Source organism: Brevibacterium sp. OS20 (assembly GCF_056837565.1).
Map to the genome: position 1 here is coordinate 3,130,315 of NZ_CM166367.1, position 24,603 is coordinate 3,154,917.

At 62.5% G+C, this 24,603-nt stretch carries 21 protein-coding genes; 11 read left to right on the top strand and 10 right to left on the bottom strand.

What is annotated here, in order from left to right; translation table 11 throughout:
- Position 1: 1 nt before the first annotated feature.
- The 3 genes from crtI to ACVZTU_RS14005 are packed head-to-tail and all read right to left on the bottom strand — an operon-like array spanning position 2 to position 3,683.
- Positions 2-1,567: a phytoene desaturase family protein gene (gene crtI / locus ACVZTU_RS13995; RefSeq protein ID WP_482400628.1), complete on the bottom strand. Its 1,566-nt coding sequence runs from the start codon at positions 1,565-1,567 to the stop codon at positions 2-4.
- Entirely contained in the window at positions 1,564-2,490 is a 927-nt protein-coding gene (locus tag ACVZTU_RS14000; RefSeq protein WP_482400629.1) for a phytoene/squalene synthase family protein, read from the bottom strand. The genes crtI and ACVZTU_RS14000 overlap by 4 nt, the downstream gene beginning before the upstream one ends.
- On the bottom strand, positions 2,487-3,683 hold the full coding sequence (locus ACVZTU_RS14005) for a polyprenyl synthetase family protein (protein WP_482400630.1): 1,197 nt from the start codon (positions 3,681-3,683) through the stop codon (positions 2,487-2,489). Before ACVZTU_RS14005 ends, ACVZTU_RS14000 begins: the two co-directional genes overlap by 4 nt.
- Before the next feature lie 114 nt (positions 3,684-3,797).
- Here ACVZTU_RS14005 and ACVZTU_RS14010 point away from each other — a divergent pair, with 114 nt between their 5' ends.
- From ACVZTU_RS14010 to ACVZTU_RS14040, 7 genes are read left to right on the top strand one after another with little or no spacing between them, the layout of a single operon-like run.
- Positions 3,798-4,376 (top strand): MarR family winged helix-turn-helix transcriptional regulator, encoded by a 579-nt coding sequence (locus ACVZTU_RS14010; protein WP_482400631.1) that lies wholly within the window; start codon positions 3,798-3,800, stop codon positions 4,374-4,376.
- A complete protein-coding gene (locus ACVZTU_RS14015) occupies positions 4,373-5,647 on the top strand; it encodes a cytochrome P450 (RefSeq protein ID WP_482400632.1) in 1,275 nt (424 codons plus the stop codon). Before ACVZTU_RS14010 ends, ACVZTU_RS14015 begins: the two co-directional genes overlap by 4 nt.
- Complete coding sequence (locus ACVZTU_RS14020; RefSeq protein WP_482400633.1) at positions 5,644-6,039, top strand: lycopene cyclase domain-containing protein; 396 nt, start codon at positions 5,644-5,646, stop codon at positions 6,037-6,039. The genes ACVZTU_RS14015 and ACVZTU_RS14020 overlap by 4 nt, the downstream gene beginning before the upstream one ends.
- The gene (locus ACVZTU_RS14025; protein ID WP_482400634.1) at positions 6,036-6,359 is read left to right on the top strand and encodes a lycopene cyclase domain-containing protein; all 324 of its coding nucleotides are present in this window, start codon (positions 6,036-6,038) and stop codon (positions 6,357-6,359) included. Before ACVZTU_RS14020 ends, ACVZTU_RS14025 begins: the two co-directional genes overlap by 4 nt.
- Positions 6,356-7,933, top strand: a complete 1,578-nt coding sequence (locus ACVZTU_RS14030; RefSeq protein ID WP_482400635.1) for an FAD-dependent oxidoreductase — start codon at positions 6,356-6,358, stop codon at positions 7,931-7,933. Before ACVZTU_RS14025 ends, ACVZTU_RS14030 begins: the two co-directional genes overlap by 4 nt.
- Positions 7,930-9,390: a cryptochrome/photolyase family protein gene (locus tag ACVZTU_RS14035; protein WP_482400636.1), complete on the top strand. Its 1,461-nt coding sequence runs from the start codon at positions 7,930-7,932 to the stop codon at positions 9,388-9,390. Before ACVZTU_RS14030 ends, ACVZTU_RS14035 begins: the two co-directional genes overlap by 4 nt.
- Positions 9,387-10,253, top strand: coding sequence for a Rossmann-fold NAD(P)-binding domain-containing protein (locus tag ACVZTU_RS14040; RefSeq protein ID WP_482400637.1), 867 nt, complete (start codon positions 9,387-9,389; stop codon positions 10,251-10,253). Before ACVZTU_RS14035 ends, ACVZTU_RS14040 begins: the two co-directional genes overlap by 4 nt.
- On the opposite strand, the gene ACVZTU_RS14045 is transcribed toward ACVZTU_RS14040, so the two are convergent.
- Entirely contained in the window at positions 10,211-11,806 is a 1,596-nt protein-coding gene (locus ACVZTU_RS14045; protein WP_482400638.1) for an SDR family oxidoreductase, read from the bottom strand. The genes ACVZTU_RS14040 and ACVZTU_RS14045 overlap by 43 nt on opposite strands.
- Before the next feature lie 146 nt (positions 11,807-11,952).
- Between ACVZTU_RS14045 and ACVZTU_RS14050 the strand changes: the two genes are divergently transcribed.
- On the top strand, positions 11,953-12,183 hold the full coding sequence (locus ACVZTU_RS14050) for a hypothetical protein (RefSeq protein WP_482400639.1): 231 nt from the start codon (positions 11,953-11,955) through the stop codon (positions 12,181-12,183).
- Positions 12,184-12,210: 27 nt separating this feature from the next.
- Here ACVZTU_RS14050 and ACVZTU_RS14055 read toward each other — a convergent pair whose 3' ends face one another.
- Positions 12,211-12,645 (bottom strand): EVE domain-containing protein, encoded by a 435-nt coding sequence (locus ACVZTU_RS14055; protein WP_482400640.1) that lies wholly within the window; start codon positions 12,643-12,645, stop codon positions 12,211-12,213.
- A 631-nt stretch (positions 12,646-13,276) separates the two neighbouring features.
- Between ACVZTU_RS14055 and ACVZTU_RS14060 the strand changes: the two genes are divergently transcribed.
- Positions 13,277-14,632 (top strand): polysaccharide pyruvyl transferase family protein, encoded by a 1,356-nt coding sequence (locus ACVZTU_RS14060; RefSeq protein WP_482400641.1) that lies wholly within the window; start codon positions 13,277-13,279, stop codon positions 14,630-14,632.
- A gap of 97 nt (positions 14,633-14,729) precedes the next feature.
- Here the strand turns inward: ACVZTU_RS14060 and ACVZTU_RS14065 are convergent, their stop codons facing one another.
- The 5 genes from ACVZTU_RS14065 to ACVZTU_RS14085 are packed head-to-tail and all read right to left on the bottom strand — an operon-like array spanning position 14,730 to position 20,973.
- Positions 14,730-16,502 (bottom strand): ABC transporter ATP-binding protein, encoded by a 1,773-nt coding sequence (locus ACVZTU_RS14065; protein ID WP_482400642.1) that lies wholly within the window; start codon positions 16,500-16,502, stop codon positions 14,730-14,732.
- Positions 16,502-17,419 (bottom strand): ABC transporter permease, encoded by a 918-nt coding sequence (locus tag ACVZTU_RS14070; protein WP_482400643.1) that lies wholly within the window; start codon positions 17,417-17,419, stop codon positions 16,502-16,504. The genes ACVZTU_RS14065 and ACVZTU_RS14070 overlap by 1 nt, the downstream gene beginning before the upstream one ends.
- Positions 17,416-18,369, bottom strand: a complete 954-nt coding sequence (locus ACVZTU_RS14075) for an ABC transporter permease (RefSeq protein WP_446656981.1) — start codon at positions 18,367-18,369, stop codon at positions 17,416-17,418. The genes ACVZTU_RS14070 and ACVZTU_RS14075 overlap by 4 nt, the downstream gene beginning before the upstream one ends.
- 1 nt (position 18,370) lies before the next feature.
- Positions 18,371-19,918: an ABC transporter substrate-binding protein gene (locus tag ACVZTU_RS14080; protein WP_482400644.1), complete on the bottom strand. Its 1,548-nt coding sequence runs from the start codon at positions 19,916-19,918 to the stop codon at positions 18,371-18,373.
- An 11-nt stretch (positions 19,919-19,929) separates the two neighbouring features.
- Positions 19,930-20,973 (bottom strand): TetR/AcrR family transcriptional regulator, encoded by a 1,044-nt coding sequence (locus ACVZTU_RS14085; RefSeq protein ID WP_482400645.1) that lies wholly within the window; start codon positions 20,971-20,973, stop codon positions 19,930-19,932.
- A gap of 177 nt (positions 20,974-21,150) precedes the next feature.
- Here ACVZTU_RS14085 and ACVZTU_RS14090 point away from each other — a divergent pair, with 177 nt between their 5' ends.
- Both ACVZTU_RS14090 and ACVZTU_RS14095 read left to right on the top strand, forming a co-directional pair.
- Positions 21,151-22,965 (top strand): glycosyltransferase family 2 protein, encoded by a 1,815-nt coding sequence (locus tag ACVZTU_RS14090; protein WP_482400646.1) that lies wholly within the window; start codon positions 21,151-21,153, stop codon positions 22,963-22,965.
- A 188-nt stretch (positions 22,966-23,153) separates the two neighbouring features.
- Positions 23,154-24,434: a hypothetical protein gene (locus ACVZTU_RS14095; protein ID WP_482400647.1), complete on the top strand. Its 1,281-nt coding sequence runs from the start codon at positions 23,154-23,156 to the stop codon at positions 24,432-24,434.
- The last annotated feature ends 169 nt before the right edge of the window (positions 24,435-24,603 follow it).

A 24,603-nucleotide genomic window follows, 5' to 3' on the forward strand; every position in this document is an offset into this window, starting at 1 on the left:
ATCACACGGGTGTCGGCCCTGCCGAATGATCTCCGCGAATGCGTTTGGCCACAAGCTCTGCGCTGATGAGGCACATCGGCACACCGATGCCCGGCGCGGTCGTTGCTCCGGCGTAGAAGAGTCCGTCCACGCGTCGTGACTGGTTCTGCATCCGCAGAAATGCGCTCTGTCGGAGGATGTGCGATGGCCCGAGCATTCCTCCCTTCCACGAGTGGAAGTCCCGGGAGAAATCGGCCGGGCCCAGGGTCCTGCGCAGTCTGGTCCGACTGCGCAGGTCCTCGATTCCTGCCCACAGTCCGATGCGCTCGAGCGCGGCATCGACTGCCGCCTCGAGGACGGGGCTTCCTTTCCCGTCCGATCCCCCACTGCCGATCTCCACGTCCGCCGGAACCGGAATGAGAACGAAGAGATTCTCACACCCGGCCGGTGCCACCGTGGGATCCGTGGCGCTGGGTCTGCACACATAGAGCGATGCCGGCTCGGGTATCTTCTGCTCGGCACCGAAGATCGCCTGCAGGTTCTCCTCCCACTCATCGGTGAAGAACAGCGAGTGGTGCTCGAGTTCGGGCAGGGTTCCGTCGACGCCGAGCATTGCGATGATCGCCCCCGGTCCACTCTCCACCTTTGACCAGACCGACTCGGGGTAGCTGCGCAGCCGTGGCGGAAGCAGCCCGGTCTCCGTATGGTGCAGGTCGGCGGCGGACACGACGAGATCGGCCGGTTCGACATGCGATCGACCGCCGGAATCGGTCCAGCGAACTCCGCTGACGACTGTTCGACCGCCTCTGCCCTGTGTCATCACTTCCGTCGCCTCCGCCGAGGTGATCACCGTGACCCCGGCTCGGCGAGCCAGCGCTTCCAGACGTTCGACGACAGCCCAGAACCCACCCATCGGATAGAAGACTCCCTGGTCCAGGTCGAATGCGCTCAACAGGTGATAGATCGCGGGTGCGCGATTGGGGTCGGTGCCGAGGAACACCGCCGGATACGTCAGGATCCGGCGCAGGATCGATGCCGCGAACCGCCGCTCCACGAATGTCGCGAGCGGCCGCAGCAGCAATCGGGTCAGCTGCGGCAGGGACTTGAGAACATCTCGGCCGATGGTTGGTCTCAGCTTCGTGAAGGGGTTGTAGAGGAACCGGTTGCGGGCGACTTCGGCCGTCAGCCCCGCGGACCTCACGTACTTCCGCACCGCGGCACCCCCTCCCGTTTCGATGCTCTCGAACAGATCGGCCACCGCCTCGACGCCGTGCGGCACTTCCACACGGCGCAGACCGGTGACATCATCAGGCTCCGAGAAGACCCGATACCCTGGGTCGAGGAGCCGCAGATCCAGCTGCTCATCCGTACTCGTGCCCAGCAGTTCGAAGAAATGGTCGTAGACCTCCCGCATGAGGAACCACGACGGCCCGGTGTCGAATCTGAAGCCCTGATCCTCAACACTGCCCGCTCGCCCGCCGAGGCGGCTGTTGCGTTCGAGGAGGGTGACCTCATGTCCGTCGCGGGCCAGAAGAGCCGAGGTGGCAAGTCCGGCGATTCCCCCGCCGATGACGATCACCCGACTCATCGCTTCGCCCCCATCCGCACCTCATAGACCGTCCGAAGGACGAGTGCCGCCTTGTGTGGGCCCGCCACTCGGATCCGTCGACGCGGCAGCTCCACGGCCGGCACTTCGGCCAATCTGTCGGTCAGTGCGGAGAACAGACGCAATGCGCACAGGACTGCCAGGCGGGCGTCACCGGGCAGAAGCGGAATAGTCTGTGCGGCGGCTTCGATCTGTTCGCGGATGGCAATGATCCATCGCTCCTGTGTTCGGTCGTCGACCGTGCCCTCCTCGGTGAGGTAGCTGCGCCCCAGGCGCTGCATGTCATCGCCGAGGTCGCGGAGGAAGTTGACGTTCTGAAAGGCCGCTCCCAGGCTGCGGGCACCGTGCTCAAGAAACCGTTCTTCCTCCGGTGAGTACGACTCGTCGCGAGCGAAGACCCGCAGGCACATCAGACCCACGACTTCCGCGGATCCGTAGACATAGTCGGCATGTTCTTGGGGACCGAAACCGATCCGTCCCTCAACAGCGGTGGCCGAAAGGTTCGTCGGGTGTCCCTGCAGGTCTGTCCGCATGGATGCGAAGAAGGGCCGCGTCAGCTCGTCTCCGATTCCGGCGACGCGGGCTGTACGGGCGAAGGCATGGATGATGGGGTTGCTGCTGTAGCCGAGGCTCATCCCGCTTTCGGTCTCGGCTTCGAGCCGGTCGAGCATCCGATGCTGCTGGTCGGCGGCGATGCCTGCTTCGGCGGCCACCCCGTCGACGAGCTCGTCGGCCAATCGGACCAAAGCGTAGATGTTGCGCACGTGGTCGCGGTGGCGGGAACCGAGCAGTCGCGTCGCCAGACCGAAGGACGTCGAGTAGGCACCGATGACCGACCGTGAGATCCGGTTCGATACGAACGTATAGCGTCCGAGCGGTCCCAACCGGTCGATGTCCCGCCTCATGATCGTCTCCCGTTGAGCGTGTCGATGAGGTCGTCGATGAGTCCTGCCATGTCGGGGCCGATGACATCCGGTTCGGTCGCGATGAGTTCCCGCACATTCGCCGCGAGTTCGTCGATGAGTGCCCGGACTTCCCGCTCTGCCCCGCACTCGGACAGCAGCGATCTCACTTTCGCGCCATCGGCTGTGCTCAAGTCTCCCGCACCGAAATGCGGTGCGATGTACGGCCAGGCTCCGGTTCGTCTGGCGATGGCGATGATCGCCGTCTCCTTTCCTTCGCGCAGGTCGGAGAATGCGTCCTTACCGTGCTCGTCGGCCCTGCCGAAGGTCGACAGCAGATCGTCCTGCAGCTGATAGGCCAGCCCCAGCTGCGCCCCCACCTGGCCGAGAGTGTCCTCGACATCGGGTCCGAGGCCGGCGAGGATCGCTGCGGAACGCAAGGGCAGCTCGAAAGAGTAGGTCGCCGTCTTCTGCCTGCTCATCTCCACGACGTCGACCAGCTCCGCATCGACGTGCCCGGCACTGAGCGCCACATCGGTCAGCTCACCCGATACCGATTCCACCACGGTCCGATCAAGCTGCTGCTGAAGCCGAATCCCCAATCCAACCGGCAGCGCTTCGCTGAAGATGATCTGATGAGCGGCGGACAGCAGCAGGTCTCCAACCAACATCGCAGAGCTGCGCGCCGCGTGCAGCTGCGATGCGAGCGACGCCCGACCTGTCTCGACTCCACCGACCGCCGCGTCCCCATCCCTGAGCTGGAGGCCGATGAAGTTCGGGCGACCGCGACGCATGAGGTCGCCGTCGATGATGTCGTCGTGGAGAAGAAAAGCGAAATGCAGCAGCTCGACGGCGGCAGCGATGCGCAGAGCCTGTTCTCTCGCTGCCGCCCCATTCGGGAGTGCAGTGTCCCTGAGTGCGGTGAGCGGGAGACCGCTGCCCGACCGAGGAGAGCCGACTTCCGCGAGAACTTCCTGGAACTCAACGGGGGCGAGCGCATCGAAGGCACCCATGAGAAGCCGCGGCCGCAGCAGCTTCCCGCCGAGCAGGCATTCCGAGGCTCGCTCCCAAGCGTGACTGGCAGCTGATCCCAATCCAGCCACTCGCTGGGCCTGCCTGTCCACCACACGGCAGATCTCGGACTCGATTTCAATTGTGACGGAGGGTCCGAACACGACGCCCTCGGCAGTGGTCATCGGTGAGTCCTTCGCTCGAAATGTAATAGCCTAGAAAGTATAATACACTGTGGTTTAATATATACATGAAGTTATTCTTCTAGGTTCGAGAGTGGGAAACAGTAAGATGGCGATATGGAGTCATCCGAGGCCGCGGGCGCTCACGACCCGATCACAGAGAACATGTACACCGGATCGCAGAACAGCTTTCCCGGCGACCTCGTCGACTCCTCCGACCTGTCGAACGCTGACCGCGAACAGATTGCTCGACTCATGAACTCTCTCGCCCGACTGCGCGAGGCCGAGCGCACTCTCTCCGAGGCTTCGCGCAGATTCATGAAGCTCAGCGAACAGGACATGCGCGCCCTGCACTATCTCATCGCCGCGAAGCGGCAAGGTGCAGTGGTGACCCCGAAGATGCTGTCTGCTCACATGGCCATGTCGGCAGCCTCGGTGACGAAGCTGATCAATCGCCTGGAACGCGAGGGACATGTCATCAGGAAGCTGCATCCCAGTGATCGCCGGGCCTACGCCATCGAGATCACCGCGGAGACAGCACGCTCAGCACGCGAGACTGTGGGGCGTTCCCAGGCAAGACGCGTCTATGCCGCCGCCCAGCTCAGGAGCCGCGAACGTGATGCCGTCATCCGCTTCCTCGATGGAATGGCCGACGAGCTGTCCTTGAGCAAGGCCGATTGGGCGAAGAAGCAGTGAAACAGCCTCCCCCGGCGCGCCGAAGCCCGGCGCCGGGTGGGCGCAAGGCACGACGTGACAGTGAGGCGGCGGCTCCCGCCGTCGAGTCCGACCGGGGGATGTGGAGAATCCGCTCGTTCACCGCGGCTCGACAGGTATTGCGCGCCCGTGACCAGACGACTCAAGCCGGCTTCACTGCGGAGAAGATCCCCCGCGGCCTTTTCCGCTCCCATCCGATTCTCATCTCCGACGGACCGGCTCATGACCGACAGCGTCGTGAGGTCGCCCGATTCTTCGCCCCGACAGTGATCGCCGACCGCTACGGCGACACGATCGCCGCCTCCGCGCAGCGAATCGTCGACGAGGCGGTGGTCACCGGCCGATGCCGACTCGATGAGGCTGCTCTGCACTTCACGGTCGACGTGACATCGCAGGTCGTGGGACTCACCGAATCCGACACCGACGATATGGCCGCGCGGCTCACCGCCTTCTTCCGTCAGCCGCCGGTCGACCTTGCCGCAGAGAGCTGGGGCAGGTCGAATCGCCAATGGATGCAGGCTGCGGTCAACGGCATCGTTCCGCTCATCACTTTCTTCGCCCATGACGTCTTCCCCGCCATCCGTGCCCACCGACGACGACACCGCGGCGACGTCATCTCCCACCTCCTCGATTCCGGGCACAGCACCGGTGACATCCTCGTCGAGTGCCTCACGTACGGCACCGCGGGAATGGTCACGACCCGCGAGTTCATCGCCATGGCCTGCTGGCATCTGCTCGACAACGAGGAGCTGCAGCGTGAATACCGTGCAGCCGAGCAGCCTCGTCGCCTGTCCATCCTCGAGGAGATCATCCGTCTCGAACCCGTCGTCGGCCACCTCTACCGTCGCGCCACCTCCCCCATCGACATCAGCGACGGCCGCGGGGACACCACCATTCCCGCCGGCGAACTCATCGACATCTGCGTTCGCGAGACCAACATCGACACCGACCACTACGGCCACGAAGCCGAGGCTCTCTGCCCAGCCCGGCAGTGGGCCGCCCCGGCCGCAGGGATGAGTTTCAGCGACGGCGCCCACAGCTGTCCGGGGAAGGCCCTGGCATTGTTCGAAACCGATGCGCTTCTCCATCGGCTCCTCTCTTGCGAGCCCCGGCTGCTGACAGAACCCACCGTCGACTGGGACGACCTCATCGAGGGTTACCGAATCCGCAATCTCGATCTCGGACTCCACGTGTCGGCCCGCCCCGCGCGCACGCCTGGCAGCAACGATCCCGCACGGTGGAGTCATCCATGATCGGACAGTGGGACTACCTCGGCCTCATGGCCGCCTGCCTGCTCATCACGCTGCCGCTGGAGCTCGTGTTCGCCGCCCGCGTCTACCGTCGCTGGCAGGTTCTGCTCAAGTCCCTGCTGCCGGTGGTCGCCGTCTTCGCCGTCTGGGACATCATCGCCATCGCCCGCAACCACTGGACCTATGACTCCCGGTTCGTCACCGGCATCGACCTCGGGGTCCTGCCGCTTGAGGAACTCGTGTTCTTCCTCGTCATCCCGGTCTGCGCGCTGCTGAGTTACGAAGCGGTCGGCACCGTGATCGGGTGGGCAGGACGCCGCACCGGTCGCCGGACGAACCTCGCCCGCCCGGGCAGGCCCGATCACCGCCCACCCAACGACGGCGAGCACCGATGATCCCCGAGTACACCGTGATGACCGCCCTCGGCATGATCGTGGTCGTGGGACTCGAACTCCTCGTCTTCCGCAGCGGCATCTTCCGCCGCGCGAAGTACTGGGCGGCCTTGGCCATCTGCCTGGGGTTCCAATGCCTCGTCGACGGCTGGCTGACTAAACTGTCCGACCCGATCGTCATCTACAACCCGGACATGTTCCTCGGCATCCGCTTCCCCTTCGACATCCCCATCGAAGACTTCGGGTTCGGCTTCGCCATGATCACCGCGGTGCTCATGCTCTGGCAGTGGAACCTCAACCGAAACCCCGAGGAGGCGGAATGAACCCGCACGATCCGCACGCTCGACAGCTGCCCGCCGCCCCAGGACGACGCAGCCTGCTGCGCCCGAAGACCGTGACGGTCATCGGCGCCGGAATTGCGGGCCTGTCGGCCGCGACGATTCTGGCCGAACGCGGGGCCGAAGTCACGATCATCGAATCCGGGCCCCGCCTCGGCGGCCGGGTCAGCGCCTGGCCGGTGGCAGACGGACGGACGATGAGCCGGGGATTCCACGCCTTCTTCCGGCAGTACTACAATCTGCGCGACCTGCTCAGCCGCACCGACCCCGACCTCGATCGTCTCCGACCGATTCCCGACTATCCCCTCATTCGCCGAGGCGGCCCCACCGATTCGTTCGCCTCGATCCCGCGGACTCCCCCGCTGAATCTCCTCGGTTTCGTGCTGAGCAGCCCGACCTTCCCGCTGCTGGGTCTGACGCGTGTCGACCTCCGCACCGCTCTGGAACTCATCGATGTCGACTTCCCGGCCTCGTTCTCACGCTATGACGGGGAGTCTGCGGCAGCGTTCCTCGCTCGCCTCCGCTTCCCCACCGAGGCACGTCACCTCGCCCTCGAGGTCTTCGCCCGCTCATTCTTCGCGCACCCGAGTGACTTCTCCGCCGGGGAACTCGTCGCCATGTTCCACACCTACTTCGCAGGTTCCGCCGAGGGGCTGCTCTTCGACGTCCCCGATGACGACTACGACACTGCTCTGTGGGCACCGCTGGGACGGTACTTGGAGGACCTCGGGGTGCGCATCGAGACCACCACTGCAGCCCGCACGATCACCCGAACCCCTGGTGGCTGGAGTGTCGACACGACTGCCGGGGTCATCGACTCCGATGCGCTCGTCCTCGCCGCCGACCCCGCGAACACTCGGCGTCTGATCTCCACGATCGAGGCGCACGACGACTCTGCACAGGCCCTCCGGACCGGCCGGGAAGGTTCGGCCGGGCGGCCGGAACTGCATGACTGGTTCGCCCGAATCGCCACACAGCGCAACTCCCCGCCGTTTGCGGTGCTCCGGCTCTGGTTCGCCGAGGCGGTCGCGCCCGACCGGCCCGCGTTCCTGGGCACCAGCGGTTTTGAGCTGCTCGACAACGTCTCCGTACTCGAACGATTCGAGGCAGGTGCCGCCCGGTGGGCCGAGGAGCACGCGGGATCCGTCATCGAACTCCATGCCTACGCCCTTGCCGACTCCGTGGACGAGGACGCATTGGCCGAGCGGCTTCTGGCAGATCTGCACGAGGTATATCCGGAGACCAGACACATCGAAATTCTCCACCGCGAACTCCTCATCGAATCCGATTGCGGACTCACCGACACCCGAGCCTGGGCCGACCGGCCGGGCGTCTCCACTCCGCTGCCCGGCCTGGTCCTGGCCGGTGACCACATTCGGTGCGACCTGCCGGTGGCTCTGATGGAGCGTGCGGCGACCACCGGGTATCTCGCCGCCAATGAGCTGTTAGGCACCTGGCGGGTCGCAGGCACCCCGATCTGGACTCCGCCGCCGCAAGGGCTGCTGCGGCGCGGTCTGCTCGGCCGCCTGCGAAGGTCAGAGAAAGGGAACATCCGATGAGCAACGAGCATCTCACCCTCGTCTGGTTCCGCGACGACCTGCGCGTCGATGACCACGAGGCCCTGACTGCAGCCCGCGCCGACGGTCAGGTGATCGGCCTCTGGATCAGGGAGTGCCGAGACGATGATGGGCTGGGCCCACGCCCGCTGGGTGGGGCGACCCGCTGGTGGGCGCACGAGTCGCTGCGCGTCCTGGAGACCGAACTCGCACAGCTCGGTATCCCGCTGATCTTCGCAGCAGGCTCCGCTGCGGACATCGTCGCGCAGGCGGCCGCGGACCTGGAAGTCGATGCCGTGCGCTGGTCGCGCCGCTATGCGCCGGCCTCCCGCCGCCTCGACGCACAGATCAAGACACAGCTGACCGACGCCGGGTGTGCTGTGCACTCCCATACCGGCGCGCTGCTGGTCGAACCCTGGACTGTCAGCCCGCAGGGCGGGGACTTCTACAAGGTGTTCACCCCGTACTTCAACGCCGTGCGCGATCGCAGCGTCGGCGACGTCCTCCCTTGCCCACGCAGACAGACGTCTCTGACGAAGGCGGACCGCCAGACCCTCGACGGGCACTCGTGGGTGCGCGACCTCGACGACCTCGGCCTCCTCGACGGAACAGACACGGGCTCAGGCAGCTTCGCCTCGGCGAAGACCCCGCAGTGGTGGCAGACGACCGTGGCCGAGCACTGGACCCCCGGGTGTCGAGAGGCAGCCCGAGCGCTGGCGGACCTCAGCGACAGGGTCGACGACTACGCCGATTCGCATGATGTCCCGGCTGACCCAGACAGCACGTCAGGCGTGTCACCGCGACTGCGCTTCGGCGAACTCTCCCCACGGCAGCTGCTCGCCGCCGCCCTGGACCTGCCGGAGGTCAGCGACGATGACCGACAGGCATGGATCCGGCAGCTCTACTGGCGCGAGTTCTCCTGGCACCTGACCTACCATCTGCCGAACATCGAGTCCGAGCCGATGCGGCCGGAGTTCGCGCGCTTCCCATACGAGGACGACCCCGAGGCGCTCAACCATTGGCAGAACGGGACGACCGGGATCCCCATTGTCGACGCCGGCATGGCCCAACTGTGGCAGACCGGGTGGATGCATAACCGGGTCCGGATGGCCACGGCGAGCTTCCTTACTAAGAATCTGCTCATTCACTGGTGGCACGGCGAACAGTGGTTCTGGGACACACTCGTCGACGCCGATGAAGCCAACAATCCCGTCTCCTGGCAATGGGTGGCCGGATGCGGAGCCGATGCGGCGCCGTATTTTCGGATCTTCAATCCCGAACGCCAACGTGAGCGCTTCGACCCGACCAACGAGTACGTCGGCCGGTGGCTGGGCCACGGACCGGGCGGTCTCACCAAGGCGGAGCGTTCGCACGGCGATCGCGAGCCGATCGTCGACCTCAAGGCATCGCGCCAAGCAGCATTGGCGGCCTATGACCGGATGAAGAGTGAGGCGAAATGAGCACGACGAACGGACGCAGGGTTCTCCTGGCCGGGTGCGGAGACCTGGGTACACGGCTGGGCCTGCGGCTGGTCGACCAGGAGCACGAGGTGATCGGACTGCGCCGCCGCGTCGCCGAACTGCCCGATGCCTTCGAGACCATCGCTATGGATCTCACTCGCCTCGGAGCGCCCGAGCGCGGCTGGGCCGGCGACCCCGTCCGCAGCGATCCGCGACTGGACGCACTCGACGCGGTCATCATCACTCTCACTCCTGACGAGTCGACACGGGACGGATACGAACGGTCCTACCTCCACGGGCTGAGAGGTCTCGCACACGTCCTCGAGTCACAGCCGGGCCGAGTTATCCTCGTCTCCTCCACCCGTGTCCTTGCTGAGGACCCGACGCGTGTGATCACCGAAGACGCTCCGCTCGCCCCAGGGTCCGGGCCGGGTGAGGTCCTCGCTGCGGCCGAGTCCGAGGCGGCCGAGCTCTTCGACCACCTCACGATCGTGCGCCCGGCAGGTATCTACGGACCTGGTCGAACCCGTCTCATCGACTCTGTGCGACGCGGACAGCAGTTCAATCATCAGCGGTGGACGAATCGCGTCCACCGAGACGATCTCGTTCACGGCCTCGAGCGCTTGGCCCTTGACCCTGAGCCGCCGGACCTGGTCCACGCTGTCGATTCTCTGCCTGCCCAGATGGGCGAGGTTGCCGCCTTCATCTCCGACCGCCTCGGCGTTTCCGTCCCTGGCCATATCGAGGACGAGAGGCCGGGCGGCAAACGGATCGATGGGACTCGCTTCGGCTCGCTCGTGGGTGAACTGAAGTTCCCCACCTACCGGGACGGCTTCGCATCGATGCTGATGGACCGCTCCTGATCAAAGCCTGCTCCGTGGATCATTCGCCGTCGGACACGACGCCGCGCCTCGGCGGCGATGTTCTTCGCCATTGCGGGGAAGATGAACCGATGGAACGGGGCGACGAGGGCCCAGTAGATGTGGCCGCGCAGCCCGGTGGGGATGAAGGTCGCTGTCTGGTGATACTCGCAGCCGTCGTCGAAGTCTGCCAGTGTGAATTCGAGCCACGCGTGACCGGAGACTCTCATCTCGGCGCGCAGCAACAGGCGAGAGTTCCGCTCCAGCCGTTCGACTCTCCACCAATCGACCGGGTCGCCGATGCGCAGGGTGTCCGGCAGCCGCCGACCTCGTTTGAGGCCGGCTCCCCCGACGGCTTTGTCCCAGAATCCGCGGACTTTCCAGGCCAGGGGCCAGGAGTACCACCCGTTGGACCCGCCGACGCCCTCGATCACGGGCCACACCTCGGCGGCCGAGAGACCGGGGATCGTCGCCGACCGTTCATCGGTGAAGATGCGCCTGCCCGACCACTGCGGATCATTGGGCAACGGTTGGGCAGCCTCGTCGAGCCCTCCTGCGTCGGCGTCCCAGTTCGTATCCACAGCGCCCTCGACCTCGCGACGCAACGCGAGTCGGACGGCGTCGTCGAACCTGATCAGCCCGGACTCGGGCGGTGGGATGACCTCGTCGACATCGTGTGATGAGGCCACCGCATCCTCCTGCAGAGACTGGACGAGCGGGAGTGTGAGGCGGAACGGCAGCGGTGTCACCAGCCCGACCCAGATACCCGACAGGGTCGGGGCGGGAAGCGGCAGCGCGATGACGTGACGGGGCTTGAGGCCGGCGACAGCGGCAAAGGTCCGCATCACGTCCGCATAAGTGAGGATCTGCCGCGAACCGATATCGAACGAGCGGTTGACCGCTCCTTCCACATCCGCGGCGGAAAGAAGGTAGTAGAGAGCGTCACGGACCGACAGCGGTTCGACGCGGTTGGCCACCCAGTCCGGTGCCGGCATCCACCTCAGCGTCAGGGCGAGATGGCGGATCATTTCGAACGAGGCGGAGCCGGAGCCGATAATGATGCCGGCGTTGAAGACGATCGCGTTGACCTCGGAGTCGAGCAGAATCCGTCCGACGGTCGCCCGCGAGCGCATGTGCTTCGACAGCCTGCGCCCTTCAGGATGCAGTCCTCCGAGGTAGACGACGCGGCGCACTCCGGCTGATGCGGCCTCACGAACGAAGCGCTTGGCGGCTTGGGCCTCGGCCGCTTCGAAGTCCCCGCCGGACCCCATGGAGTGGACAAGGTAGTAGACCGTATCGATGCCGACGAGGCTGTCGGACAGTCCGCGACCGCTGTCGAGGTCGAGAGCTCTCACGTCGACGTCGGCTACCCAGGGAACCTGTTCGAGTTTCTCAGGTCGCCGCACCCCGACTCGGACCTCGTGACCGGCCTGCAGCAGTCGAGGCACGAGGCGACCGCCGATGTAACCGGTCGCGCCGAGCACGAGGACTCGGCGCGGGATGTGGGCCTGTCGGATGACTTCGTCGCCGGGCGACGTCGAGTGGTGGGGCTCCATGAGTCAACCCTACACACTTTGTTAACCCGATGGATACATTATCCTTAGAGGTATTTAAATTTCCAGACCTCACGCCTGATCGACGCGGCGCGACCTGCCGCGTAGACTGATTTTCCATCCGCGCTCCCCAGCGAAAGGTGACCAGAATGTCAACCGACGACAACAGCACCGAAGGCAACACATCAGACAGCATGCGCAAAGCTGCGGAGAACCTCGATCACGAGGCCGGAGGTGCACCGTCATCCGAGTACCTCGACAAGGTCGACCCCGACGACTTCGGCCGAAAAGAAAAGACCACCGAGGATCAGAGCCGCGACGAGGATGCGCCCTCCGAGGATGACGCAGCAACGATCGACTCGACCTCAACGAATCGCTGACGACCTTCGCTGCCCACTGGCTTCGGACTAATTCTGTGCCGTCATCGCCGCGCGAATGATCTCCACGTCCGCTGGATCCAGTTCGAGGACGCCCCGTCGCAGCTGATACCCCCAACGCGCATCTGCGGTGAGAGCCAACTTGTCCCGCGGATCATTGACCGGCACATGACTTCCAGGCAGGTAGTCGACACGTCTGCGAAACGGTTTGAGCGAACCTTCGTCAGCCTGCCAGATCTTGTCGTCGGGAAACGTCCCGATTGCTGTAAACGAACGGCATCCGTCGGATACCCCGCGCACTGTGGTCGGCGAATAGTAGACGAGCGTGTCTCCCACAGCCATCCTCACCAGCGGTAACCGCTTGCCGTGGTTGACCTGCGCGAAACCCCGATGCACACCTATGGCAACGTGCTCGGCCGACACCACGGCCAACCAACCTCGACTCATCGCGGCACGCTCCTTCACACGATAATCAGCAACGTAGAAACGACCATACGCTGTTGAGTGGGCGGCTGGAATCCTCAGCCGCCCGCTCTCCGGTCGACCTACTGAATGACTCAGAACTTCGACACAGAAACAGCTTTCCACTCCGCACGAAAAGGACACCTCGTCGCCTCCGCGGGTCTGGCATCAGAACTCGACCTGACCGAACTAAGCCGGTGAGTCGATCCTTGTTATCGAAGACACCGGCACCACCTAACCACTTTGTTAAGTCACCACGGACACCGATCGTGAAAATGCTGGCGGGAGCAGACTCGATTGATGGTCTCAACCTGCGGAGTGCCACGGCAGCATCGAAGTTGATCGGTGCTGATCGGGCACCGCCGACTGCAGAATCGACCTTCACTCCACCAATTTGCGGATACTGGCGTTAGCCCTCGTTCGTTTATCTGAACTGTTTAGCCCAATTGCCGAAGCGGTTCGATAAGGTTGGTGTGTCTTGACTAGGGTTGGATCTTTTGCTGGTGCCCTGTTCATTCGATCTAGTCCACGTACCAGCTAGACTCGCTCGCAACTCATCTATAGTTTCTCATTTCCTACTAGCAGCTCACCCGAAGGTATCCAACGCATGGCCTCGTCACTACGAATTGCAACAGTGTCCTATGTCGACGACAACTTCGGAGACAATCTCATTAGCACCACGTTTCTCGCGTTGCTTGAAGTTGCTCTAGAAAACTATGGTCTCAGCTCCGACGAATACGAGCTCGCTCCGTTGTCGCTAAAGGGCTTCGACGAAGCTCAACTCGAACGCTGTGATGCCATCTTCTTTGCTGGCGGTGGACTCTTCGGTCAGTCATATCTTGGGTTCTATGAGTATATGGACCGGATCACCGCCGCAGCCGATGAGCGCGGAATTCCTGTTGTGTTCTCCTCAATGGGTTTGAACAACATGGGTGCCGAAGAAGGTCGAGTCGACGCTATTTCCAATATCGTGAACAAGCGCTGTGTCCGAGCTCTGTCTGTCCGCGAGAACTTGCCACTTTTCCAGGAAGTAGCCAAGGACGCGAGATTCGAGGTGCGACAGGTTGCGGATCCGGCAACTTGGACCAAGTTTGTCTATGGAATGACTGACGTCGTTCCCGACGGCACAATCGGGATCAATGTAGTCCGCGGCGGGCTGTTTAAAGCTAACCAGCGGAACTGGGGACTCTCGCAGGAAATGTCGTACCTGGCCGACCTTGTCACGCTTGCAGAATCCCACGGCATGCCCCCCAAGCTCTACACGAATGGGAGCTTGGGAGACAACAATACTTTGCGATTCTTCGCCGAGAAACACGGTCTCTCAGATGAGCAGATCATCCTCCCGCAAACGACCCGAGAGGTTGTCGAGGCGATCGCGGCCCGATCAAGAATTGCCTCCATACGCATGCATTCCTCGATCATCTCCTACTCATTTGGTATTCCTACTGTCGCTCTCGAGTGGAATGACAAGCTTCCACATTTCTACGAAGCAATAGGACACCCGGAACGCGCTCTCCCGTTTGAAAAGTGGGATGCCGAACAAACATTCCAGATCCTCGATCAGACAAGTTCGGCGCCCGAAGATAGCCCCGAATACACGGACTACCTGATGTCCACGTACGCCTACATACATGAGGCGCTAGGTGCCCATGTGCTGAATTCAAACGAGGGTGGACAAAGGTATGATTTCCAGTCAGTCGCGGACTCCCTGGTGTCTAGGTCGCAGTTCCTTGATACGGATGAGTTCGACCTTCGCCGTAAACTGGGGAAAGCTGAGAGAGCCTACCTCAAACAGTTCACATCAGGGCGCAAGAATCGCGCGAAGTTGGGCTCGCTCACAAAGAAGGTTGACTCCCTCTCAACAGAAGTGAAGTCACTCTCATCGGAAGTGGAGTCACTCACTCAACGCAACGCAGAACTTCAGACAGAGATCAATCGACGATTCTCGACTCGGCTCGCAGGGTACGTACGACGAGTAGCGCGTCGGTAGTTCCTGCGTGGCGGGGAGGGACACGCCTAGTCCAAACAGGGGCTATCCGACTGAGACTCGGCTGCGAAGCCAATAGGGCTCGCTGCCGGCAGACCCCTCAAAACTTCGGCACGTCGGCGATCAGCGCCCGTGTGTACTCGTGCGACGGATCCTCAAGCACCTGCGCGGTCGGTCCGTAGTCGACGATCTTGCCCTTGTTGAGCACCGCGAGGTTGTCGGCGATATGCCGCGACAGCGCGATGTTGTGCGTGACGAAGAGCATTGCCAGCTGACGCTCTTCCCGCAGGGTCCGTAGCAGGGCGACGATCGACGCCTGCACGCTGACGTCGAGCGCAGAGGTGATCTCATCACAGACCATCACCGACGGTGCGTTGACCAGGGCGCGGGCGATCGCCGCCCTCTGCCGCTCACCACCGGAGAGGTCACCGGGGCGCCGGTGGTAGAACGTCCGTCCCAGACGCACCGAATCCAGCGCTTCTTCGACAGCGGCCTTTCGGCTCACGGCCGTGCCCTCGCCGCTCATCTCCAGCGGCACCGTCAGCGACTGCCCGATCGACCGCCGCGGGTTGAGCGATGAGAAGGGCGACTGGAACACGTACTGGATGCCCACACGCTGCTCGTTCGTGCGTTTGCGCGTCGACCGAGCCAGCTCCGTTCCGCGCAGCTTCACCGATCCTTGGTAGTCGTCGTTGAGCCCGGCCACACACTGCGACAGGGTCGTCTTGCCCGACCCGGATTCGCCGAGCAGCATCGTGCACTCCCCCGGCTCCAGGACCAGGTTGATCCCGTCGAGGATCTGCGCCTTCCCGTAGGCGAGCGCCACGTCCTTGACCTCGAGCAGAGGTGCATTCGCGACCCCACCGCCCCCATCCCTCGCCGAGGCGGTCGCCCCGTCAGCATCGGTCCGTTCCGTTTCCGAATCGCCGGACTTCTCCCCCGCCGACACGAGGATATGTGTCTTCTCAACAGCCTCGGCGACGGCTTTCGCTTCCGCGGCCCCGTCACCGATCGTCTTCCGCCCGGCCAAGTCCGGCACCGCGGCCATGAGCATCTTCGTGTACTCATGCTGCGGACGTTCGAGCACTGCCGACACCGGGCCCTCTTCGACGAGGTCGCCGCGCAGCATCACAGCCACCCGGTCCGAGATGTCCTTGATCACCGCGAGGTCGTGAGTGATGTAGAGGCCGGCGACGTTGTTCGCCACCGTCATCTGCCGGATCGTGTCGAGCACGACCGACTGGGTGGACACGTCCAGGCCGGTCGTCGGTTCATCGAGGATGAGCACGTCGGGGTACATCGCGAAGGCCATGGCGATGCCGATGCGCTGCTGCTGACCGCCGGAGAGCTGATGGGGCCAGCGTCGCTGATAGGCACGATCCCCGGGCAGTCCGACGTCGACGAGCACCTCGGCGACGCGGTCAGTTCGTTCACGATCGGAGGCTCCGAAGTCGTGGATGTCGAGGACTTCGCGGATCTGCTCACCCACCCGCATGGCCGGGTTGAGCGAGAGTGCCGGGTCCTGAGGGATGTACGCGATTCGGGATCCGCGCAGATCTCGCAGGGCCACCTCGTCGAGGTCGCCGACCTCAAGGTGGGTGGCGTCACCGCGCGGCCAGATGCTCACGGAGCCGGACCCGAACTTCAGGCCCTCCCGGAAGTGTCCCATGCAGGCCAGGCCGGCCGTGGTCTTACCGGAACCGGACTCGCCGACAAGCCCCAGGATCTCTCCTCGGGACAGGGCGAAGTCGACTCCGTGAAGGATCTCGTCTCCGGCGTTCGTGAGCACGCGCAGGTCGCTGACGCGCAGGACGATCTTCTCGTTCGGCTCGTTCGCATCATCGTGGCGAACGGTCTCTGTCTTCGGGCTCATCATGCCTCCACGGATGTTGATGCGGTGGCTCGGGCGAAGGAGTCCGCGAGCAGGTTGGTGCCGATGGTCAGCAGCGCGATCGCAACGACCGGCAGCAGCACGCCCCAGGGCTGGATGGACAGGGCGATGCGGTTCTCGTTGATCATCAGACCCCAGTCGGCCGCGGGCGGCTGCAGACCGAGTCCGAGGAACGACAGCGACGCGATGTAGCCGATCGAGTAGGTCAGGCGCAGGCCCGCCTCCACGCTCAGCGGTCCGGTGATATTGGGCAGCAGCTCACGGATGAGCACCTTCCACCGGGGCATCGCGTACATCTCTGCCGCCTTGATGTAGTCCTCGGTGATGACGCCCAGGGTCGCGGACCTCGCGACACGGGCGATGCGCGGAGCGTGGGTGAGGCCGATGACGGTCACGAGCACCCATCCCTGCGGGCCCAACACTGTGATTGCCAGGAGGGCGAACACGAGCTGCGGGATAGCGAGGATGACGTCGTTGAGCCGCATGATCACGGCGTCGAAGGTTCCTCCGACATAGGCGGCGAGCATGCCGATGATCGCACCGACGACCATGCCGAGCGCCGTGGCGAGCACACCGTAGGCGATGAGGGTCACACCGCCGGCGAGGAACCGAGAGAACACATCGCGGCCGAGGTTGTCCGAACCGAACAGCCCATAGGGGCTGAATGGCTTCGTGACGAACTCGGTTGCGGTGTTGCCGGTGGCCCAGGGCAGCAGCAGCGGTCCGCACAGGGCGAGCGCCACGACGACCACGGTGATGATCAGACCGATCTTGCCCTGTTTCTGAGCGAGCACCCGCTTGTAGAAGGGAACGTAGGTGGTGGCGGATTCCTTGGGCACCTCTGCGGCATCGGTGGCCGCGGACTTGAGGTCATCAAGACTGTTGGCGTCGGTGCTCATGCTGCGCTCCTGAGTTTCGGGTTGGTGAGGATGCCGACGACATCGGCCGCCAGGTTCACCACGACGTAGACGGCGGCGACGAGCATGGAGATCGCTTGGACGACCTGCACGTCACGGTAGGTGACCGCATCGATGAGTGCTTGGCCGAGTCCCGGGTAGCGGAACAGGAACTCGACGACGACCACACCGCCGGCCAGCCACGCCAGCTGGATCGCGACGACCTGAGCGACCGGTCCGAGTGCGTGGGGCACGGCATGGCGCATGATCACGCGCTTCTCCGGGACACCTTTGAGCCTGGCCATCTCGACGAAACCGGAGTCGAGGACTTCGATCATCGTCGCTCGCATCATTCGCACGATATAGGGGGTGACGACGAGGATGAGTGTCAGGGTCGGCAGGATGAGCTGCTCCGGCCGGTTCCACACGGGTTCTCCCGGCGGGGCCAGGGTGACGGCCGGCAGGATCTGGAATACCGAGGTGGCGAAGATGGCGATGAGGCCGATGCCGATGACGAACTCGGGCATGGCCGCCAGCACAAGGCTGACCCCGGTCATCGCCTGGTCGCGGCGCTTCCCGCGGTGCAGAGCCTGATAGACGCCGAGGCCGATGCCCAAGGGCACGGAGATGATCGCGGCCAGTCCCATGAGGATGAAGGAGGCCCCGATCCGATCGCCGAGGAGGGCCCCGACGGATCCTCCCGTCGCCGAGGAGGTTCCGAAGTCGCCGACGAACAGTCCTCCCAGCCAGGTGAAGTACCGCTGCCAAGCGGGCTGGTCGAGTCCCAGCTGTTCATTCAGGGCTGCGATGCGCTCCGGTGTGGCCTGTTGGCCGAGGATCGCCCGGGCGGCGTCGCCGGGCAGCAGCAGGGTGGCGCCGAAGACGAGCAGGGAGACTGCGATGAGGATGAACGCGGAGAAGAGCAGCCGCTTACCGATGACTTTTCCGAACATGTCAGACCTCTCCGATCCATACGCGGTCGAATCTCCAACCGCTCAGGGGTCGTCCTGTTGAGTTGGGGACGAGACCGCCGACGTACTTCTGGAATGCGTCGACCTGGTTGGCGAAGCCCCACACGATGTAGCCGCCTTCGTCGTAGAGCATCTTCTGCAGCTCGTGCTCAAGGTCTCGCCGCTCCCCTGCGTCGGGAATGGCTCGAGCTTTGTCGAAGACCTTGTTGAACTTCGGTTCGTCCCAGTGGGTTTCGTTGAAGGGTGATTCGGACAGTGCGCAGGAGATGACCTGCGGCATGAAGTCACGTGTGTACCAGAAGTCCTGTGCGAAGTCCCATTGGAGGTATCCGTCGCCGAAGAACGTGGTGGCGTCGACCTTGCGGATCTTGACCCGGATTCCGGCGTCGGCGGCCTGCTGGGCGAAGACCTGGGCGGCCTCGACTGCTCCGGATTGGATGGGGGCAGTGACGAGTTCGACGTCGAGTCCGTCAAGGTAGCCCGCCTCGGCGAGGAGCTTCTTCGCTTTGTCCAGGTCCTGTTTGCGCTGCGGGAATTTCGGGTAGTTCTCACTCAGCGGGCCGAACATGTCGTTGCCCAGGGTGCCGTAGCCGGAGAGCACCTGCTCGATCATCTGTTCGCGATCGACGACGAGCCGGAAGGCTTGTCGGACCTTGACGTCGTCGAAGGGCTTCTTGTCCACGCGCATGGTGAAGGGCAGCCACATGCCAGTCTTCGAGTTGAGGATGGACATGCGCTCATCGGCGGCGATGACTTCGACGAGGGCGAGTGGGATGCCGGCGATCGCGTCCACCTGGGTGGACAGTAGGGCGTTGATGAGGGCGTCGTCGTCGTTGAAATTGAGCACCTCCACCTCGTCGAGGTACATCTTGTCGAAGTCGAAATAGTGCTCGTTGGGCACGAGCACCGTCGACTGGGCGGCGGTGAAGGATTTGAGTTTGAACGGTCCCGAGCACACCGGGTTCTCCGGGTCGTAGCCGACGGGGACGATGGCGGCGGTGTATTCGGCGACGGCGTCCTTGAACAGGCCGTTGGGTTCGCTGAGTCGGAATTCGACGGTGCGGTCATCTTTGGCGACGACTTTCTCCAGCATGGAGAAGTTTGCGGCCGCAGTCTTCGGATCGTCGGGGTCATTGATCCGCTCGAAGGTGAACACGACGTCTTCGGAGGTGATCGGCTTGCCGTCGGAGAACTTGATGCCGTCCTTCAGCGTGCACGTCCACACGGTGGAGTCGGAGTTGGCTTTGATCGATTCGGCCAGCAGCGGCACGACCTGGGAGTCGTCGTCCCAGCCGTAGAGGGCGTTGTAGAGGTTGACGGCTCGGCAGACGTCGCCGTTGTTGACGGGGATGTGGGCGTCGACGGTGTCCGCGGAGTTGCCGCCGGTGACACCGACGCGCAGGGTTCCGCCTTTGACAGGCTTGCCGGCGTCGGCGGCACCGACTTCCCTGCCGCCGCAGGCGCTCAGCCCGGCGACTCCGGCCACGGCAAGGCCCGCGCCCAGCGCTTGTCTTCGGTTCGGTGTGTTCATGTGCCTTCTTCCTAGGACGTCGGGTCGAGTCGGCCAGCAGTGGCGGCCCGGTCTGACTTCGGGTGTCGGGTGTCGTCGGTGGACGCGTCATTGTTGAGGATGTGAGCGGCGAGGTAGTTCTCGAGCATGGTCAGTGCCTCGTCATCGGTGATGGGCATGTGCTCGGTGGTGCGGGCAACGCCGAGGCCGTCGATGAAGATCGACAGGGATTTCACCATCAGTGGGGTGTTGCCTTCCCGGATCGTTCCCATGCGCTGGCCGCCGTCGATGACGGTGGTGATCATGTCCATCCACTCGCCGTAGACGGCGGTGAGGTTCGCACGGGCGCTTTCGTCGGTGGCTGCACGGGCCCAGCATTGGAGCCAGATCGACCACACTCTCCGGATCTTAGGGTCGACTCCGGCATGGATGCGTGCGAAGTGGCGGAGCACGCCGATGGGGTCGGCGGAATCGTTGAGGTGGCGGGTCTCGGCGATGACATCGAGCGAGTGGCGCAGGGCCGCCTGCAGCAGCTGGTCTTTCGTCCGGAAGTGGTAATTCACCGCCGAGGCGCTCACCCCGGCGACGTCCGCGACGTCTTCGGTTCGGACCTTGTCGATGCCGAGATCGGCATAGAGTCGCCAGGCGGCCGCGATGATCTTCAGCCGATTGCGGGTGCCCTTCGACATCCAGTCCTGCTCGGAGGTCGGCCCGAGGGCCGCTCCCCCACCGACCAGCTCCATGCGCGCATCATCCGCGAGACCATCTGCGAAATCGTCGGCAGGTGATTCACTGAGAGCAGGAAGAACGTCGGCGACCATTGTTCGCCGAGGCGGCCGTGCCGTTCGCCCGGTCGTCAGCCAATCCGTGGTGACCCCGGTGAGTTCGGCGATGTGAGAGATCTCCTCGACTCGGAATCTTCGTGTTCCGGCGAGGGATTTCGACAGTTTGCTCGCGTCGAGTCCGATCTGTCGGGCGACTTCGCTGTGGTTGATTCCCGCGTCTCTGATGGCGATGCGGACACGACTGACCAGAGACGTCTCTGTGCTTTCAGCACCATTGCCTGTCGTGACCACCACTACAGTCTGCACAGAGGTTGCGATTTTGGCAAGACTTACTGGGGTATTGGGCAGTTGATCGTTACTGAGCAAAAGCTATATTCATTCACCCATACCTCACCCTGCACGCTCTGCAGGAGTAGCATGCGGTCAAGAGGCTGAGCTCATCCCCACACTTCTCCTTAGGAGCACTCAATGCCCAATTCTCCGCACCAAACCCTGGATGCTTCGCGCGACGCAGTTCAAATTGACGTCAGTATCATCATTCCGGTTTACAACTGCGAAAAGTTCATCGAAGAGACAATCCAATCTGTTCGTGAACAGACCATTGAAGAGGGCTGCCTCGAAATCATCGCTGTGGATGACGGGTCGTCAGACAGCTCACTCGCCCTCCTCAACGATCTAGCGAGAGATCATGACGATCTTCGAGTGTTTTCGATCCCCAACAGCGGCTCAGCCGCGGCTCCGCGAAATCGAGGCGTCGAAGAAGCTGTCGGACGATACCTCTTCTTCCTTGACGCTGACGACAAACTTGACCGGAACGCCCTGAAGCGACTCGTTGAGACTGCCGATAGGACAGGCTCCGGAGTCGTGCTCTGCAAGTTGGGAGCGTTTGGAGACGGTCCGCCGCGACCGGTGGTGTCGGGACTGTTCGAGAAGAGCCGCTACGCGGTTGACTTTATTGACTCCAAGGCAAAGTCAACTCTGAGCGTGCAAAAACTGTTTCGCAAGTCAATCATCGATGAGCACAGCATTCGTTTTCCATTGGGATTTGCCATCGGAGAAGATCAGCCGTTTGCGATGAAAGCATTTCTGCACAGCCCCCATGTCTCCATCCTTGCAGACAAGACTTATTACTGGCTACGCCATCGCGGAGACGGAACAAATGTGACGAGCAGAGGACAGACGCCTCGAAAACATCTCGATCGGATCTTATCGCTGGTCGCGACCATCGTAGAGAACACTGAACCCGGGATTCGACGCGATGTGTTGCTCAGGCGACCCCTGGTCGGCAGGAAAGGAACTCTTGCCGTGTTCGGCAAGAGGTTGCTTCCAGCACATGGTCGTGCTGAGCGCGAAGAGATGCTCTCTCTGTTCAGAGAGCAGGTTCTGTCTTTGTGGAATCCCAGAATCCGAAAGTACGGTGCCGTGAGCTCACAAGTGCTGGTAGATCTCGCTGTCCGCAACGATCTGGACGAGATCGAGAGGGTCAGCGAGCTCCTCCGAGTGGATGGCTATGTTCCTCTCGATTTCGATTGGGAGAACTCCGAGTTCCGTTATCTTCCGTCGACGGGCAGCTCGATCGGCGACCTCAACGTCACCATCAGAACCTACCTCACCAGAATCAGACACACCGATGAGCTAACCGAGCTATGGGGAGAAGTCGGTATTCAGGGTGCATTCGAAGCCCCGTTTTCTGCCGAACTCGTAATGCGACACCGTCAATCGTCGGTCGAAGTCCGGTACCCTCTGGATGTATCGCACACCGACAGGGGCACCTTTGGCATCCGTTCTCAGATTCGCGCTGAAATCAATACCAACGATTTCCCAGAAACGGGGCTCTGGGACACTTTCGTCCGCGCAAGATGGGGGTCGGTGACTTTGACTGAGAATCTGGGACACCTCAAAGCCAAAGGCATCGACACACAACCTGTTTTGCACGGCACGCCGACTTATGCCGCAACGTTGTTCACCCCTGCCGGAAACTTCGCTGTGGATGTGGGACCGACAGCCGTGCACCTCAACTCCACCCACAATATTCGCCCAGTCCGGATCGGGCGATTCACACTCGGCAGGAACGAGATCACCGAACTCCATGGGGTGCACAGTGATTTGATAACCGCGACCGTGCGATCGAAAAAAACCGGCAAAGTCACCGAAGTCGAGCTCATCAAACACCAAGACGACAGAGCCTCGGTTATCGTGCCACGATCGGTGACGAAGAAAGGCCCCTACTCAATCGCGCTCTGCGACGCCGAGGACAGGAAAGTCAGGGTGGCAAAGTCCTGAGACAGGGGCGACAGCATTCGGGTTCACGGCTCAAACTGACGAACTCTCGTTCTGTGCGCGGGGCGTCCCTGCGATGCCATGCCAAGGTTTCGCAAATGGGCATTCCACAATGAACACTGGGTTAAACTCCCCTGTGACTACTAAATCAGTTCAGCTCCATCGGAACTGAATTCCAAAGCGAGGTCCGAATGGTAAATATCAGATCAGTTGCAGTAAAAGACAACGACGAAGGCGTCTATGTCTCCGCCCAAATCAGCATGCCGGCGGCCGAGGGCGAAGCCTGGATTCAGCTTCCCGAGGGCACGAAAACCGACGACGAGGCAGCCGCAGATGCCTTCTTCATCATTGGCCTGATCCTGGCGATTGGCAGCGACGGCGTGCTGGAGATGGATCAGCCTGTCTCAAGTCGACTCCTCTACAACTCGCAAGCTGCACAGGACATTCTTCGTACCTGGTACCCCAGACAGTTGGTTGCTGCCCGCTTGGAAGTGGCTCCGCGAACGCAAGACAAGGCTCCGTTGCTTGAAAAGACCGTTTCCTGTTTTACCGGTGGAGTGGACTCTTTCGACACTCTCATTCGAAACGAGTCCGACATTGATGCTCTGGTCTACATGCACGGCTTCGACATCCCACTTTCACGGACCGATGTTCGAGAGCCGACGTCCGCGCACCTTCGCCAGGTAGCCGATTTCACAGGCAAACAGCTCATTGAAGGCTCCACAAACATGCGCAGGTTCCTCAATCGCGCTGGTAAGTGGCCCACTCTGACTCACGGCGCCGCGTTGTCATCGATCGGGCACCTTCTGAGTGGACAGTTCGGCCGTCAGATGATTCCTGCTTCGCACACCTATTCCGACACTTTCGCTTGGGGTTCGCATCCCCTGCTCGACCACCTGTGGTCGAGCAACCGGCTTTCAATTGTGCATGATGGCGCCGGATCCACACGAGTCGATAAGACCAAGCGGGTAGCCAAGTATCCGGCGGCCAAAGAACATCTACGGGTGTGCTGGCAGAACACCGGAAAATACAACTGCGGAGTTTGCGACAAGTGTGTAAGGACGATGGTGGCGCTCTCGCTGAGCGGAGACCTCCCTGAGTTCAAGACGTTTGACTCCGAGATAACCACAGACGCGATCCGTAATCTCAAGATCACCGGCATGAATAGCCTCTCGTTTGTGCAAGAAAACCTCGACTTCGCCAAGGAACAGGGCGCCGCTGAAATCGAAGCGGCCCTGAACTATCTCGTCACAGATTTTGAGGCTCGGAAGAAGACCAAGAACGCGTCCGCTTCTGTCGCCGCCCTGGAAAAGCGAATCACCCCTCTCGAACGCAGGCTTACTCGTATGGAGACGAGTATGAAGGCAACCAAAACCCGCGCGATCGCTGCGGAGAAATCGGCGAAGAAACTCCAGAAGATGCTCCCGATCCGCACGTGGACGAAGATCTCCAATGCTCGACACGGCAAGTAGACCCTAGTCTTCTCAGACTTGCCAGTCAGACAAGAGCCGGAAACTTCTCTCCGCCTTGCTCTTAGACAAACTGAGAGTGGTCGGTTTCAACGAATACTGAACGTTTTCGTTGAAACCGACCACTCTCATATTTATGACTCTGAAGTTCTAGCTGATCATGCTAAATCGT

Coding starts and splice junctions, on each gene's coding strand:
- ACVZTU_RS14095 (WP_482400647.1), top strand. CDS start 23,154: ATGGTAAATATCAGATCAGTTGCAGTAAAAGACAACGACGAAGGCGTC.
- ACVZTU_RS14065 (WP_482400642.1), bottom strand. CDS start 16,502: ATGAGCCCGAAGACAGAGACCGTTCGCCACGATGATGCGAACGAGCCG.
- crtI (WP_482400628.1), bottom strand. CDS start 1,567: ATGAGTCGGGTGATCGTCATCGGCGGGGGAATCGCCGGACTTGCCACC.
- ACVZTU_RS14035 (WP_482400636.1), top strand. CDS start 7,930: ATGAGCAACGAGCATCTCACCCTCGTCTGGTTCCGCGACGACCTGCGC.
- ACVZTU_RS14045 (WP_482400638.1), bottom strand. CDS start 11,806: ATGGAGCCCCACCACTCGACGTCGCCCGGCGACGAAGTCATCCGACAG.
- ACVZTU_RS14010 (WP_482400631.1), top strand. CDS start 3,798: ATGGAGTCATCCGAGGCCGCGGGCGCTCACGACCCGATCACAGAGAAC.
- ACVZTU_RS14090 (WP_482400646.1), top strand. CDS start 21,151: ATGCCCAATTCTCCGCACCAAACCCTGGATGCTTCGCGCGACGCAGTT.
- ACVZTU_RS14020 (WP_482400633.1), top strand. CDS start 5,644: ATGATCGGACAGTGGGACTACCTCGGCCTCATGGCCGCCTGCCTGCTC.
- ACVZTU_RS14030 (WP_482400635.1), top strand. CDS start 6,356: ATGAACCCGCACGATCCGCACGCTCGACAGCTGCCCGCCGCCCCAGGA.
- ACVZTU_RS14005 (WP_482400630.1), bottom strand. CDS start 3,683: ATGACCACTGCCGAGGGCGTCGTGTTCGGACCCTCCGTCACAATTGAA.
- ACVZTU_RS14050 (WP_482400639.1), top strand. CDS start 11,953: ATGTCAACCGACGACAACAGCACCGAAGGCAACACATCAGACAGCATG.
- ACVZTU_RS14025 (WP_482400634.1), top strand. CDS start 6,036: ATGATCCCCGAGTACACCGTGATGACCGCCCTCGGCATGATCGTGGTC.
- ACVZTU_RS14040 (WP_482400637.1), top strand. CDS start 9,387: ATGAGCACGACGAACGGACGCAGGGTTCTCCTGGCCGGGTGCGGAGAC.
- ACVZTU_RS14070 (WP_482400643.1), bottom strand. CDS start 17,419: ATGAGCACCGACGCCAACAGTCTTGATGACCTCAAGTCCGCGGCCACC.
- ACVZTU_RS14000 (WP_482400629.1), bottom strand. CDS start 2,490: ATGAGGCGGGACATCGACCGGTTGGGACCGCTCGGACGCTATACGTTC.
- ACVZTU_RS14080 (WP_482400644.1), bottom strand. CDS start 19,918: ATGAACACACCGAACCGAAGACAAGCGCTGGGCGCGGGCCTTGCCGTG.
- ACVZTU_RS14075 (WP_446656981.1), bottom strand. CDS start 18,369: ATGTTCGGAAAAGTCATCGGTAAGCGGCTGCTCTTCTCCGCGTTCATC.